The following is a 13,285-nucleotide window of genomic DNA, read 5'->3' as shown; positions in this document are numbered from 1 at the left end:
CTCCTCTGGGTATGGGAGAAAAGTATGGGAGTGTTTACATTTAGGCGGCGAGTCACCAAGGAAATTTCTATGTCTTCAGCGCAGCAACTGCTCTTAACCGCCATCCGTTGCGATATCGACAACCTTACCCACCTTGCGACCACCGCCGATATTGTTGGCGACATTAGCCGCTTTATTCATATGCTCCAGCGTGAACGAGGCGCCTCGACGATTTACCTGGTTTCCCAGGGACAGCGCTTCAAAACACGCCGCGACACCTACCGGCAGCACAGCCAACAGGCTGAAATATTAATGCGCCATCGGCTGGAAGCACTCAGCGAAGAGGCCCGCCCTCAAGCCGCTGCGCGTTTACTGCGCCGGATCGCCGCCGTTTGGTATGCGCTTGACGAACTTGGCGAACTTCGCGAAGCCATTGATACCTTCGCCATCACGCCCGATGCCGCGACCCAGGCATTTAACCAGTTGACCAGTGGCCTTCTGGCCATTGTGTTTGAGGCCGCCGACACCTCTATTGACCCCGATATTACCCGCACGTTAGTGGCGATTTTTCACTTGATGCAGGGCAAAGAGCTGGCTGGCCAGGAACGCGCCTGTGGCGCCTTTGGTTTTACCCATGGCCACTTCGATGAGCCCCACCGCGCCCTGCTCAACCAGCTAATGACGGATCAACAGCGCTGCTTCGACACCTTTGTAGAGTTTGCGACACCCGAAGCGCAGCAGGCATGGCAAAAGGAGCTTTCACCACGCACGCTGTCGGGTATTTGCCACCTGCGCGATATCGCCTGCCAGCGCTCGTCGGCAACGCAGTCACCGCAAAAAGAGACACCGGATACGCTGGGTGAAACCTGGTACGAACTGACCACCCTGCGTATCGACTCAATGAAAAGGGTTGAAGATGCGCTGATCTCACAGCTGTGCGTGCTTTGCCACCGCAAAATCGCCCAGGCAGAGGACGCTTTAGAAAAAACCAAGGCGGAGCCCTGTCGCCCTGCGCCCGCCCCTTGCGAACAGCTTCTGGCCTTGAACGGTGCGCAACCATTAGGTGACCTGACGGCCAACGCCCTCACCTCGCCATTAGGCCGCTCGCTGATTGAACTCACTCAAGCCCAGGCCAGCCGCTTACAGGGGCTTAGCGATGAACTCGAAAATACCCGCAAAGCGCTACGTGAACGAAAACTGATCGAACGCGCCAAGGGCTTGATCATGGCTCACCAGGAGATGAGTGAAGAAGAGGCCTACCGCTTTCTGCGCAAAACCTCGATGGATCAAAGCAAAAGTATGGCGGATATGGCCCAAGCTATTCTCGATCTCTCCGCGATGTTAAAGCGTAAAGATGATATTAAAACGTAAAGCAGTTGGACTCACCCGTAACGGTAAATTAGCCAAGCCGTAGCGGGCTGGTTAGACAATTATTTGCAGGATGCTGCCTCCTTAGCCATGCTAAAAGCTTACTTGATCAAGCAAGGAGCGCAACACATGCAAACCGGCGTGCTATTAATTACCGGCGCATCTAGCGGCATCGGTGCAGCCACTGCCCGAGCAGCAGCACGCGAAGGCTATAAGTTAGTACTCGCTGCACGTTCTAACGACAAGCTCACCGCACTGGCGCACGAGTTGGGACCTGAAAACGTGCTGACCTGCGAGCTGGACGTGACCGATATGGAGCAGCAGAAAGCCATGGTTGAGCAGGCGCTGGAAACCTTCGGCCGCTTGGATGGCGTCTTTGCCAATGCTGGTCGTGGCGGCTCCCCCGGCGGCTTTAGCGAGGCTGACCATGACGCATGGCGTGAGATGATCCTGACCAATATCTATGGCGTGGGCCTCACCATTCAGGCCTGCTTGCCCGCCCTTAAACGAAGCAAAGGCCATGTGCTGTTAACCGGCTCAGCAGCGGGCCGTACGACGATCCCTGGGTCAATGTATAGCGCGACCAAGTGGGCGGTCACAGGGATTGGCTACAACCTACGTGAAGAGTTACGCGGCACCGGCATGCGTGTGACGCTAATTGAACCTGGAATGGTCGACACACCCTTTTTTGATGAACCGCCAACGCATGCCTTAGAAGACCGCGATATTGCCAATGCGGTGATTTATGCGCTTGCGCAGCCTGCCCACGTAGATGTGAATGAAATTCTTATTCGCCCCACTCCGCCACTTGAGTAAGGCTTAACATTACCCCAGTACACACCTAAGCAGGTAACACCTTGCAATTCATCTGCACTGGCCGCATAACGTGTAATTACCAAGCGCGCTAAGTAATTTTTCACTCTACGCGCCCATGCTTTTTTGCAGGTGACCCATGAGCCAACTCGCTTCCACGGCACTTTCCGTTCTCGACCTGGCGCCTATTCGCCAGGGCGGCAGTGCCGCAGAGACCTTTAATGATAGCGTCGCGCTGGCGCAATTAACCGAGCGTCTCGGCTATACCCGCTACTGGCTAGCCGAGCACCATAACATTGCGGGCATTGCCAGCGCGGCAACCGCTGTTCTAATTGGCCACATCGCCGGGCAGACCTCTACCATCCGCGTGGGAAGCGGTGGGATTATGTTACCTAACCATCCACCGCTGGTGATTGCCGAACAGTTCGGCACCCTGGAAACGCTTTACCCTGGCCGCATTGACCTCGGCCTAGGCCGCGCACCAGGCTCAGATGGCGCCACCATGCAGGCAATGCGTCGCAACGCCCATGCAGGGGTCGATGATTTTCCGCAACTACTTAACGAGCTGCGCAGCTACTTAGCCGAGGCAGAGCCTCAGCAGCGTGTCAAAGCGGTTCCGGGCCAAGGCACCCATGTGCCTATCTGGTTGCTGGGTTCCAGCGGCTACAGCGCTCAGCTGGCGGCAAAACTTGGCTTGCCGTTTGCGTTTGCCGCGCAGTTTGCACCGGGCTATTTATTCGAGGCCCTGCGCTTATATCGTGACAATTTCCGCCCCTCGGAACACCTTGATAAGCCCCACGCCATGGTTGGATTACCCGTGATGGCCGCAGAGAGCGATGCGATGGCCCACTACCTGGCCACGACAGCGCAGCAGAAGTTTTTAAACCTTATTCGCGGCAAGCCGACTCAGTCACAACCGCCGGTTGAGCAGCTCGATTGGTCGCCGATGGAACAGGCCCAAGTCAGCCAATTTTTAGGCGCGGCGATTATTGGCGGACCAGAGACGGTAAAAGCGGAGCTTGAAGAGTTCCAAGCACGCACTGGCGCCGATGAGCTTATGATTAATAGCGATTTTTATAATCATGCAGACCGGCTACGCAGCTACGAAATTGTGGCAGAGGTCGCCCGATAAGCCCTTAGCTGCACAGGATACTTATGACCATACTCGCTTTCTCTCCGATGACGGATGACGATTTTGCTGTCTTTTGGCCCACCTTCCAAGCCATTGTCTCAGCACAAGAGACCTATGCGTTTGACCCCGATATCAGCTTTGAAGCTGCCCGCCAGCTATGGTGTAAAGCGCCTAACGCCAGCATGGTTACTAAAGATGAAAATGGTCAGGTGCTGGGCGCTTACTACCTGAAAGCCAATGCGGCAGGCCCTGGAGACCATATATGTAACTGTGGTTATATGGTGAGCCCTGCCGCACGAGGTAAAGGCGTAGCGCGTGCCATGTGCGAGCACTCCCAACAGCAAGCACGTGAACTTGGGTTCTTAGCCATGCAGTACAACGCCGTGGTGGCCACCAATGAAGTGGCCGTCGCGTTATGGCAGAAGCTGGGATTTAGCATTGTGGGAACCGTTCCTAACGCTTACCGTCATGCGCGCCTGGGTTTTGTCGATACTTATGTGATGTATAAAGCACTTTAACAGCGACTCATTCTTACCCATCTAAAAATTGCCCAGCGCCACGCCAGATTGGGAAGAGTTTTAGCTCATACTTTTGGGCCAGCAAGGCTGGCCCTCCTTGCGTTGAACTTCCGCTTCAATTACTCAAAATTAACAGCCAGTTAAATGCAAAAGCCTTCAGAATAAGGTACTTTTCTCATCTAATGACAATTAAGTCACTCCCCCGCTCGGTGAAGGCTAATTATGTCTGTTCATGCCTGGTTGTTCTCACGCTTCTCGCTGCGCTCGCGCTTTATCGCTTTGATTGCTGCGCTGGTGTTTGCCACGACCCTGCTACTTGGCTGGGTGGCGTCGCGAGAATCAGCACAGCAAATGGAAGCCAACATTGGTAATGCAGCCTCAGAAGCAGCCTATCAAATGGTGGACAAGCTGGATCGCAGCATGGACGCACGTATTAAAGAGGTAAAGCTACTGCTAAGTATGCAGGCGCTTACTAATGACACGAGCACTAGCGTTCTACGGGAACAGTTAGAGCACTTGCAAGACAACCACAACGTTGTGTCGTGGATTGGCCTTACCGACCCAGAAGGGACTGTTCAAGCCGCTACTGGAGGCGTTTTAGAAGGCGTTTCAATAGCACAACGCCCGGTATTTATTGAAGGACGCGAGGCGCTCTGGGTAGGCGATGTCCACGAGGCAGTGCTACTTGCACAACTATTGCCTAACGCCAGCGGCGAAGAGCTTAAGTTTGTTGATATTGCGACCCCAGTGCATGACCGCAACGAGGAATTACAGGGCGTTCTAGCGGTACATCTGAGCTGGGAGTGGGCCGAATATATTCAGCAATCCATGTTTTCACCCGCGAAGCAAAGACAAGATAACGAGATACTGCTGCTTTCCGCCAATGGCACCGTGCTGTTAGGGCCAGAAGCGCTGATGGGAAAATCGTTAGACAGCCTTGAACACATACCTAACCCTACCAATACATCGCCACAATGGGCCATTGAAACCTGGCCAAATGGCGAACAGTTTGTCACCGGCTATGCACGCAGCAACGGCTTTGAGGACTTCTCTGGGTTGGGGTGGATAGCGGTTACCCGTAACCCCATCGCGTCTGCCTTCGCCCCCGTGGAGCAGCTTCAGGCAGCCATTATGGGCATAGGCATACTACTGGCGCTGATCTTTGCAATGATTGGTTGGATAATTGCATCGCGCATGGTGGCTCCTCTCACCCGCTTAGCCCGTGCTGCCGATCAAATACAGGATGGCGAACACGCCGAACGTATTCCTGAGGAAAGTGGCTCTCCAGAAATGAAACGCCTATCCACCTCTATGCGTAACATGGTCAGTCGGCTATGGGATCAGCGTCAAACGATCAACCGTTTGGAGGGGTTAGCCAATACCGACCCACTAACGGGTCTACCCAATCGCGCGTTTCTTAACCAATACCTGCAGCTCGCCATTCCAGAAGCTGAAAGGAACAAACAGAGCATGGCGGTGATGTACATCGATCTGGACGGCTTTAAACAGGTTAACGATGAACTGGGCCACCATGCGGGGGATCTGTTGCTCATTGAGATCACTCAGCGCCTGAAAAACGCCCTGCGCAGTGGTGATGTAGTGGCGCGACTTGGTGGCGACGAGTTCGTAATGGTGCTTAAAACCAAACAAGAACACCTGGAAATGCTTACACATGAGGTTAGTAGGCGTTTACTTACTGCCATCGCCCAACCGATTTTATTACCCGAGAATAAACGCGCCCACGTGGGCTGTAGTTTGGGCGCCGCTTGGTGGCCACAGCACGGCCTACACATTGATGCCGTGCTAAAACTGGCGGATAGTGCCCTGTATGCGGCTAAAAGCAAAGGTAAACACCAGCTAGTGATTCACAGGCCTTAGCGGTTAATTTCAACCCCCAGCCATTCAGCGCAAACCCTAATCATTCACGTCAAAACAGTCTTGCAGCTGTTGCTCAGCGACGGCACTGCCCATTGCCGTTAACTTAGCGATATTGCGCTCGGGGATAGCGTCAGTATCGCCGTAAAACTCAATCGCCTTTTCGACGCTCTCTTCGCGCAGCAGATGCACCATGGCGTAGGGAGAGCGATTGGTATAGTTAGAGGCGTCGCCGGGCTCGGTACCGTCGAAGCAGTAATCGGGATGAAAGGTGGCGAGCTGATAGATCCCTTCATAGCCTTGATCGACAAGAATGCTTTCAGCAAGCTCAACAAAATCCAGGTAGTGATCAAAACTTTTGAAAAGCGTGGGGAATACCAGCAGCGTCGTTTCTGTTTCCGGATGCTCATCCAGCCACTGTACTTCGACCATCAACTCCTCAAGCGCCACTTCGATTTTCTTGGAGCGCACTACCTCAACACGAATGGTTTCACGCGCTAACTCCCGTTGAGCGAATGGGCAAATATCATGCGCTACAATGAAAGTACGCACCCATTTTAGCGTTTGCGCAACTATTTGGTTATCTGTGTGCATAGCACCCTCTTTACTTATCTGGTCGGCGATGAACGACACTCTATGCGCGGCAGTTTACCAACTGTTGGTTGCTAATGTTTGCTGCAAACTACACATGGTCTTGATAACGCTTCAGGGCGACTTCATAAGATTTGTGAATGTGGTCGTCCATTAATTCGCGCGCTACTTTAGCATCCCTCTGCAGTGCCAGCTCCACGAGTTGATGATGCTGTTCATCCAGCTCTTGACGAATCGTCGGCATTTTTGGCCCCAAGCGACGGTAGCGATCAAACTGGTCATGCAACTGCTCAATGAAACGTAGGAGCCAGACTGAACCACACGGCGCCACCAACGTACGGTGAAACTGGGTATGCAGATGCTCCCACTCCTCACCTTTATCCAGGCTAATATCAGCTCGCTTCAAGCGGTGCGCGGCTGCCAATAAATCGGCCTCCCAAAGCGAGTCACCGTTAGCAATAGCCCGCTCTAACGCCATCCCCTCCATCTCCAAGCGCATCTGAAAAATATCATCCAGCTCATCCCGTGACAGCTTCGGCACGCGAAAACCGCGCTGATTCTCCTGCACTAGCAACCCATAAGCAGCCAATCTATTGAGTGCTTCACGTAGCGGGCTCAATCCAACTTGGTAGCGATCCTTTAGCGCATTGATAGCAAGCTTTTCACCGGCAACAAAACGCCCACCCACCAAATCTTTACGTAAATGATCAAATACGCGACTTGATGCAGTTCCTGCTGGCGTTGCAGACGTAGGTAAAGAATTATTCATAACGATGTCCTTTTAATCATCTCAGCTCCCGATGCCCATTCTATTTTTTGCGGTTGACGCCGGATCAAGCACTACCTATATTCTATTTTAGACAAGATAATCGATTTTTTAACCTACAAACGATAAATAAGGTCTGGATATGCTTTTGATCTCCTCGTTGGCTCTGCGGGATTCGCGTCCATGAACCCACCCGCCGCCTCCTGGCAACTCTTCTGGGCTTTTTTCCGCGTCGGCATCTTTGGCTTCGGCGGAGGTCCCGCGATGATTCCCTTAGTGCGCGCCGAGGTCGTCACCCGCCACCATTGGTTAACCGACGAAGAGTTTGCAGACGTCTTGGCGATTGGCAATACCTTACCCGGTCCCATTGCCACCAAAATGCCCGGTTATATTGGCTACCGTGTAGCCGGTATAACCGGCTGTATCGCCGCCGTCACTGCCATTATCGTCCCAATGATTGTGGCAATGATTGTCATGTTAAGCATTTTCAGCCTATACCGCGATGTGGCATGGATTCGCGGTATGGGCCAAGCAGTAGTGCCCGTCGTCATGGTGATGATGGCGCAGCTCACCTGGGACTTTTTTGATAAATCACAAGCTGCCCTTGGCTGGCTGGTCAGTATTGCCATGGCCATCATTGCCGCCGGACTGATCTATTGGCTTGGCATTCACCCTGGCTGGGTGATTGGCGCCATTCTAATTGCCGCTCTCCTGCGTCCTGCCGGTAAGAAAAAAGCAGAGGGGACGGTATGATTTATTGGGATCTCTTCTTAGCCTTTTTTATCCCCAACATTATTGGCTACGGCGGTGGCCCCGCCATTATTCCACTGATTGAGGCCGAAGTAGTTGGCCGTTACGGTTGGATGACCGCTCAAACGTTCGCTGAAACCCTCGCCTTGGGCAACGCGCTGCCTAGCCCTATCGCCACCAAAATGGCGGGCTATGTGGGCTATGAAGTTGCTGGTATTGGCGGCGCCTTCATCGCCGTGGCCGCTACGGTTATTCCAACGTTGCTTTTGATGCTTGGCGCACTAGGGCTGTTGTATCGTCATCGCGATTCGCCCCGGGTTAAGCGCATGAGCCAATGGGTTCGCCCGGTCATTGCCATGATGATGGCTTGGCTAACGTTGGGATTTCTGCTCGAAGGCCTCAACACTAACGGCGCGCTCCATACTGCGATTATTGGGATAGTCGCGGCTATCGCACTGATTCGCTTCAACACGCACCCTGCGTTTGTGGTCATGGGCGCTCTGATTTATGGAGGGCTCTTTCTCGGCTAACACTCACTAACACACGATCTCGTAGATAGACGGTTGTGTGGTGACAACAAGAACCCGATAACGGGACCACGCGCTCACCACGCCGCTTCCATTAGAGCGGCATCCCACAACACCAAACTCAATCTATAAAGGTGTACAAGAATGACGCGTTCAACATTTACTCTAAGCACTACCCTTGCCGCCATCGGACTTGCGTCTAGTATGGCAATCGCATCCACCGCGCAGGCTGATTATCCTGAGCAGGATATCCGTTTGATCATTCCTTATGGTCCGGGCGGAGCAACCGACATTCTGTTCCGACTCATTTCCCAAGAGGCTGAAAAGACGCTGGGTGAATCCATTGTTCCCGTCAATATGGCGGGTGCAGGGGCGACCCTAGGTTCGCGCAATGTGAAAGACGCGGATCCCGATGGCTACACGCTGCTTGGCAGCCACGACACCATTGCGCTTTCGAAGCTGGCCGGTACCGTCGATTATTCATTTGATGCCTTTGAACCCATCGCACTTCTCACCCAGACCATCAATATTCCGACTACGCACGCCAATCACCCCGTCCAGAGCGCAGACGAAATCGCTGACTATGTAAGCGAGCACCCCGGACAAGTACGCTTTAGCATGATCCCTAGCTCTACCGACCATTTCTTCTGGGCACAGTTTTTCCAGGAGGCAGGTATCGATATGGCTGATGTACGCCTAGTAGGTTACCCAGATACCGGCCAACAGGTGTCCGCGCTGTTGGCGGAAGAAATTGATTTCGCGATGTTCAACCTGCCTTCGGGCGGTGCGTTCTTTGAAGATGGTTCCTTCCGTCCACTCGGTATTGCCCACCCAGAGCGCCTAGACAGCATGCCGGACGTGCCTACCCTGCGCGAGCAAGGCATCGAAATGGATCACTCCACCAGCCGTGGCATTTTCGCACCCAAGGGTACTCCACAGGAAGTCCTCGACACCATCGCTGATGCATACGGGCAAGCGCTAGAAAATGAAGAAGTAAGCAGCCGCATCGAGAATGAATTCGGCTCTGTCGTGCGCTTCCTGGCCGGTGATGATTATCAAGCGTTCTTGGATGAAAACGAAGCTGCGCTAAGCGCTGCTGCCGAAAACATCGATTTCCAGAACTAAGAACTCACCCTCTAGCCCACGTAGGTGCGTGGGCTAGAGTTACCGGAGGCATCGCTAATGCTAACGCTAACTAAAGACCGCGCCTTGGCGCTGGCGCTGCTCTTGATTGTGGCTGTCATGTGGAGGGAATCAGGCAGTATTGCCCCACCCACCAGTTGGCAGCCCTATGGGTCAGCGCTGTTCCCACGCATTTTATTGGTAGTGATCGGCGTTTTTTCACTGTTAATTCTGGTGCGTTCCTTATTGGTAAAAGTACCTGAACGGGCTGGCGCAAAGCAGCTCATTCATGAGTGGTTTCAAAGCCGGCGCACCATCCTCGCTCTGTTTCTACTGTTTGGACTGTATGCCGCATTACTTCCTGTGGTGGGTTATATCGCAGCCACCATAGGCTTCTTAGTCGCTTCTCTTGCGCTACTAATGGGTATCAATACGCGACGTAAATGGATGATAAATCTCACCCTTAGCTGCACCTTAGCTATCGTGATATTTGTCGTTTTTCGCTATGGCCTGAATGTTTGGCTGCCTTAACCTGGAGTAAATAATGACTAACTTTTTTCTCCAAGCGCTCGCTGAGGTCGGCACGCCATCAGTCTTGGGCCTAATTACTATTGGCGTACTGTTTGGGATTATAGGCGGCAGTATCCCCGGCTTTACCGTCACCATGGCCATTTTGGTGGTCTTCCCTTTTACATTTGCAATGGATCCGGTAAGTGGTGTCTCACTGATGGTCGGTGTGTTTGTAGGGGGCTACTCAGGCGGCATTGTGTCTGGCGTCATGTTAGGGATACCTGGCACCCCTTCCTCTATTACTACCGTTTATGACGGCTACCCGATGGCACAGAAAGGCGAACCTGGCCGTGCCTTGGGCATTGGCGTCGCTTCATCTTTTTTAGGCACCCTCATTAGCGTAGCGGTATTGGTATTCTTCGGCCCGTTAATTGCCAACTTCAGCATGAACTTCCGGCCTTGGGAGATCACTGCGTTAATCGTTTTCGCGCTGACGCTTGTCGCAGGACTTTCCAGCGGCGCTCTACTCAAAGGCTTGATGGCCGCTGCTTTGGGGCTTTTGATTACTACCGTTGGCTATGACCGCAACAGTAATCTGCGCTTTGACTTTGACCTTCCGGCAATGGGTTCTGGGTTCGAAATTCTGCCTGTGATGATCGGCATATTTGCCTTCTCCCAACTGCTTGGCAATATCGAAAAGCTTAAGGACGAGAAAAGCGAAGCCAAGAAAATCGATACCAATGTCACCATCCCCTACGGCCAGATACTCAAGGATATGGCAGGGCAAAAGCTCAACACGCTGCGCTCCTCTCTCATTGGCAGCTTGGTGGGTGCGCTACCGGGCACCGGTGGTACCGTCGCGAACTTCTTGAGTTACGATCAGGCTAAAAAATTCTCCCGTCGACCTGAAGAGTTCGGCACCGGCATCCCTAGCGGCATCGTAGCGTCTGAAGCCTCTAACAGTGCAGTGGCAGGCGGCGCGTTTGTTCCCACACTGGCACTGGGAATACCCGGCGATTTGCCCATGGCAATCATGATGGGCGTACTGATTCTGCACGGCATCACGCCGGGCCCAATGATGTTTGAACAAAACCCGGTATTAGTCGGCGCTATTTATGCCAGCCTGCTCATTGGCGCGGTGGTCATGGTGTTATGCAACCTGCTGCTCGTGCGTTGGTTTGCCAAAATATCGTTAATCCCACAGCAAATTCTCGTCCCAGTCGTATTGATGCTGTGTGCGATTGGCGCCTATGCCCTGAATAACAACCTGTTCGACATTTGGGTGCTATTCATCTTCGGAATCATTGGTTACCTGCTTTGGAAGGCGGAAGTCCCGTTGACGCCGCTAATACTGGGTGTGGTGCTTGGCGACAATCTTGAACGCCAGCTATTCCGTGCTCTTGAGCTTAATGAAAGCTGGATGACCTTTTTAACTCGGCCACTCTCAGCACTTTTCCTCGCGTTAGCCGTCGCTTCCATTCTGTTTTCGCTCTATCAGGATCGAAAGATTCAGCGTTTAAAGAATGCCGCTTCACGCGAAAACATTTGATTTACAAATAATGTAGATCGACAACACTGCTTAAAAGGAAACTGGTATGCATCAAAGTGCGCTTTTTTATCCCAGCGCCTCGCGCCGGATGGCAACGTTCGGCAAACGTGGCATGGTTGCTACTTCACAGCCTTTGGCAGCGCAAGTAGGTATTAGCATACTGCAGCAAGGCGGGAATGCGATTGATGCCGCGATTGCTGCCGCCGCTGCATTAACCGTGGTTGAACCCACGTCGAATGGGATCGGCAGCGACGCCTTTGCCATTGTCTGGGTCGATGGCAAACTGCATGGCCTTAATGCCAGCGGCCCTGCCCCGCAAGCAGCGACCATTGAAGCGCTGAAAGCACTTGGCCACGACACTGTACCAAACCACGGCATGCTGCCTGTCACGGTACCCGGTGCTCCTGCAGCATGGGCGGCACTGTCTGAGCGTTTTGGCAAGCTGCCGTTTGCAGAGTTGCTAGCCCCTGCCATTACGCTGGCAGAAGAAGGCTTCCCCGTTTCTCCCGTTATTCATCAAATGTGGAAGGAAGCCTTCACCAGCTATTCGGCCTATACCGAGGCTTCTTTCAAACCTTGGTTTGATACATTTGCCCCCGAAGGTCGAGCACCGGAAGCTGGTGAACTGTGGCGCTCGGAAGGCCATGCGAAAAGCCTAAAAGCGATTGCCGACACCCATGCCAAGGCATTTTATGAGGGCGAACTGGCGGAGGCTATCGACGCCTTTTCCCGCGAACACGGCGGCCTATTACGCAAAGAAGACCTGGCGGCTTACCAGCCGGAGTGGGTCGACCCGATTAGCGTGCGCTATAAAGGCCATGATATTTGGGAAATCCCTCCCAACGGCAGTGGAATGATCGTACTTCAAGCGCTGGGTATGCTAGAGCACTTAGGCGAAGAAGGGCGCGATCCGGTGGAAACGCTACACCGTCGTATTGAAGCCACCAAACTGGCCTATGTCGATGGCTTCGCACATGTAACCGACCTGGATGCTATGCGCCCCACCATTGATCAGATGCTGGCCGACGACTATTTGAAATCGCGGGCTGCACTGATTGACGAACAGGCGGTTGACCCAGTACACGGCAACCCGATTCAGGGCGGCACGGTATATCTGGCAACGGCTGACAGCGATGGCAATATGGTGTCACTGATTCAAAGTAACTTTAAAGGCTTTGGCTCGGGCATGGTCGTTCCCGGCACTGGCATCAGCCTGCAAAACCGTGGTTGGTCGTTCTCACTCGACCCGCAGCACCCTAATGCTTTGGCGCCCGGCAAACGTACCTATCACACCATCATCCCCGGCTTTATCACCAAAGATAACCAAGCCGTTGGGCCGTTTGGCGTGATGGGCGGCTATATGCAGCCCCAGGGCCATGTGCAGGTGGTAACGGCGATGCTAGAAGATCAGCTTAACCCCCAAGCGGCTCTCGATATGCCGCGCTGGAAATGGACCAAAGGTAAAACCATCGAAGTCGAAGCCGACTTCCCTAATCACTTAGCGCTTGCGCTGGCCCGCCGAGGCCACGACATTGTCAAAGTAGCCGATTCCATCAGCTTTGGCCGTGGGCAAATCATTCTGCGTGACCCTGAAACGGGCGTACTGCAAGGCGGCACCGAGCCGCGCACCGACGGGGCAGTGCTTCCCTGGTAAATTGTTGCCCTGAATAGGATCTATATATGTAATTTTCTCTCCGCCGCGTTGCCGTTGAAGGCAACCGGCGGCTGAGCTGGCTATCCACGCTTAACCACCGCATCATGGCACTCCCTTTTTGCTAGATGCTT

Annotated in this window: 13 protein-coding genes; 11 read left to right on the top strand and 2 right to left on the bottom strand. The window is 53.4% G+C overall.

Annotated features, from left to right (window positions below):
* Positions 1-69 precede the first annotated feature (69 nt).
* From QEN58_RS04550 to QEN58_RS04530, 5 genes are all read left to right on the top strand, one after another.
* Positions 70-1,350, top strand: coding sequence for a nitrate regulatory protein (locus QEN58_RS04550; RefSeq protein WP_280105974.1), 1,281 nt, complete (start codon positions 70-72; stop codon positions 1,348-1,350).
* Positions 1,351-1,476: 126 nt separating this feature from the next.
* Positions 1,477-2,163 (top strand): SDR family oxidoreductase, encoded by a 687-nt coding sequence (locus QEN58_RS04545; protein ID WP_280105973.1) that lies wholly within the window; start codon positions 1,477-1,479, stop codon positions 2,161-2,163.
* Between the two features lie 136 nt (positions 2,164-2,299).
* Positions 2,300-3,292 (top strand): LLM class flavin-dependent oxidoreductase, encoded by a 993-nt coding sequence (locus tag QEN58_RS04540; RefSeq protein ID WP_280105972.1) that lies wholly within the window; start codon positions 2,300-2,302, stop codon positions 3,290-3,292.
* A gap of 23 nt (positions 3,293-3,315) precedes the next feature.
* On the top strand, positions 3,316-3,810 hold the full coding sequence (locus tag QEN58_RS04535; protein WP_280105971.1) for a GNAT family N-acetyltransferase: 495 nt from the start codon (positions 3,316-3,318) through the stop codon (positions 3,808-3,810).
* Between the two features lie 222 nt (positions 3,811-4,032).
* Positions 4,033-5,688: a sensor domain-containing diguanylate cyclase gene (locus tag QEN58_RS04530; protein WP_280105970.1), complete on the top strand. Its 1,656-nt coding sequence runs from the start codon at positions 4,033-4,035 to the stop codon at positions 5,686-5,688.
* 36 nt (positions 5,689-5,724) lie between these two features.
* Here the strand turns inward: QEN58_RS04530 and QEN58_RS04525 are convergent, their stop codons facing one another.
* Together QEN58_RS04525 and QEN58_RS04520 are read right to left on the bottom strand one after the other, a co-directional pair.
* Positions 5,725-6,279: a DUF1415 domain-containing protein gene (locus tag QEN58_RS04525; protein ID WP_280105969.1), complete on the bottom strand. Its 555-nt coding sequence runs from the start codon at positions 6,277-6,279 to the stop codon at positions 5,725-5,727.
* Positions 6,280-6,367: 88 nt separating this feature from the next.
* Positions 6,368-7,045, bottom strand: a complete 678-nt coding sequence (locus tag QEN58_RS04520; protein ID WP_280105968.1) for a GntR family transcriptional regulator — start codon at positions 7,043-7,045, stop codon at positions 6,368-6,370.
* 180 nt (positions 7,046-7,225) lie between these two features.
* Between QEN58_RS04520 and QEN58_RS04515 the strand changes: the two genes are divergently transcribed.
* From QEN58_RS04515 to QEN58_RS04490, 6 genes are all read left to right on the top strand, one after another.
* Positions 7,226-7,795, top strand: a complete 570-nt coding sequence (locus QEN58_RS04515) for a chromate transporter (RefSeq protein ID WP_280105967.1) — start codon at positions 7,226-7,228, stop codon at positions 7,793-7,795.
* Complete coding sequence (locus QEN58_RS04510) at positions 7,792-8,322, top strand: chromate transporter (protein WP_280105966.1); 531 nt, start codon at positions 7,792-7,794, stop codon at positions 8,320-8,322. The genes QEN58_RS04515 and QEN58_RS04510 overlap by 4 nt, the downstream gene beginning before the upstream one ends.
* 141 nt (positions 8,323-8,463) lie before the next feature.
* Positions 8,464-9,444 carry a Bug family tripartite tricarboxylate transporter substrate binding protein gene (locus tag QEN58_RS04505; protein WP_280105965.1) on the top strand — a complete coding sequence of 327 codons (981 nt, stop codon included), beginning with the start codon at positions 8,464-8,466 and terminating at the stop codon, positions 9,442-9,444.
* Between the two features lie 57 nt (positions 9,445-9,501).
* The gene (locus QEN58_RS04500) at positions 9,502-9,972 is read left to right on the top strand and encodes a tripartite tricarboxylate transporter TctB family protein (protein ID WP_280105964.1); all 471 of its coding nucleotides are present in this window, start codon (positions 9,502-9,504) and stop codon (positions 9,970-9,972) included.
* 13 nt (positions 9,973-9,985) lie between these two features.
* Positions 9,986-11,500 (top strand): tripartite tricarboxylate transporter permease, encoded by a 1,515-nt coding sequence (locus QEN58_RS04495; RefSeq protein ID WP_280105963.1) that lies wholly within the window; start codon positions 9,986-9,988, stop codon positions 11,498-11,500.
* Between the two features lie 46 nt (positions 11,501-11,546).
* Entirely contained in the window at positions 11,547-13,154 is a 1,608-nt protein-coding gene (locus tag QEN58_RS04490) for a gamma-glutamyltransferase family protein (RefSeq protein ID WP_280105962.1), read from the top strand.
* The last annotated feature ends 131 nt before the right edge of the window (positions 13,155-13,285 follow it).

It is taken from the genome of Halomonas alkaliantarctica, assembly GCF_029854215.1.
GTDB lineage: Bacteria > Pseudomonadota > Gammaproteobacteria > Pseudomonadales > Halomonadaceae > Vreelandella > Vreelandella alkaliantarctica_A.
The sequence above is the reverse complement of the archived record's forward strand: the minus strand, read 5'-3'. Positions and strand labels throughout refer to the sequence as shown.

Coding starts and splice junctions, on each gene's coding strand:
- QEN58_RS04550 (WP_280105974.1), top strand. CDS start 70: ATGTCTTCAGCGCAGCAACTGCTCTTAACCGCCATCCGTTGCGATATC.
- QEN58_RS04545 (WP_280105973.1), top strand. CDS start 1,477: ATGCAAACCGGCGTGCTATTAATTACCGGCGCATCTAGCGGCATCGGT.
- QEN58_RS04540 (WP_280105972.1), top strand. CDS start 2,300: ATGAGCCAACTCGCTTCCACGGCACTTTCCGTTCTCGACCTGGCGCCT.
- QEN58_RS04535 (WP_280105971.1), top strand. CDS start 3,316: ATGACCATACTCGCTTTCTCTCCGATGACGGATGACGATTTTGCTGTC.
- QEN58_RS04530 (WP_280105970.1), top strand. CDS start 4,033: ATGTCTGTTCATGCCTGGTTGTTCTCACGCTTCTCGCTGCGCTCGCGC.
- QEN58_RS04525 (WP_280105969.1), bottom strand. CDS start 6,279: ATGCACACAGATAACCAAATAGTTGCGCAAACGCTAAAATGGGTGCGT.
- QEN58_RS04520 (WP_280105968.1), bottom strand. CDS start 7,045: ATGAATAATTCTTTACCTACGTCTGCAACGCCAGCAGGAACTGCATCA.
- QEN58_RS04515 (WP_280105967.1), top strand. CDS start 7,226: ATGAACCCACCCGCCGCCTCCTGGCAACTCTTCTGGGCTTTTTTCCGC.
- QEN58_RS04510 (WP_280105966.1), top strand. CDS start 7,792: ATGATTTATTGGGATCTCTTCTTAGCCTTTTTTATCCCCAACATTATT.
- QEN58_RS04505 (WP_280105965.1), top strand. CDS start 8,464: ATGACGCGTTCAACATTTACTCTAAGCACTACCCTTGCCGCCATCGGA.
- QEN58_RS04500 (WP_280105964.1), top strand. CDS start 9,502: ATGCTAACGCTAACTAAAGACCGCGCCTTGGCGCTGGCGCTGCTCTTG.
- QEN58_RS04495 (WP_280105963.1), top strand. CDS start 9,986: ATGACTAACTTTTTTCTCCAAGCGCTCGCTGAGGTCGGCACGCCATCA.
- QEN58_RS04490 (WP_280105962.1), top strand. CDS start 11,547: ATGCATCAAAGTGCGCTTTTTTATCCCAGCGCCTCGCGCCGGATGGCA.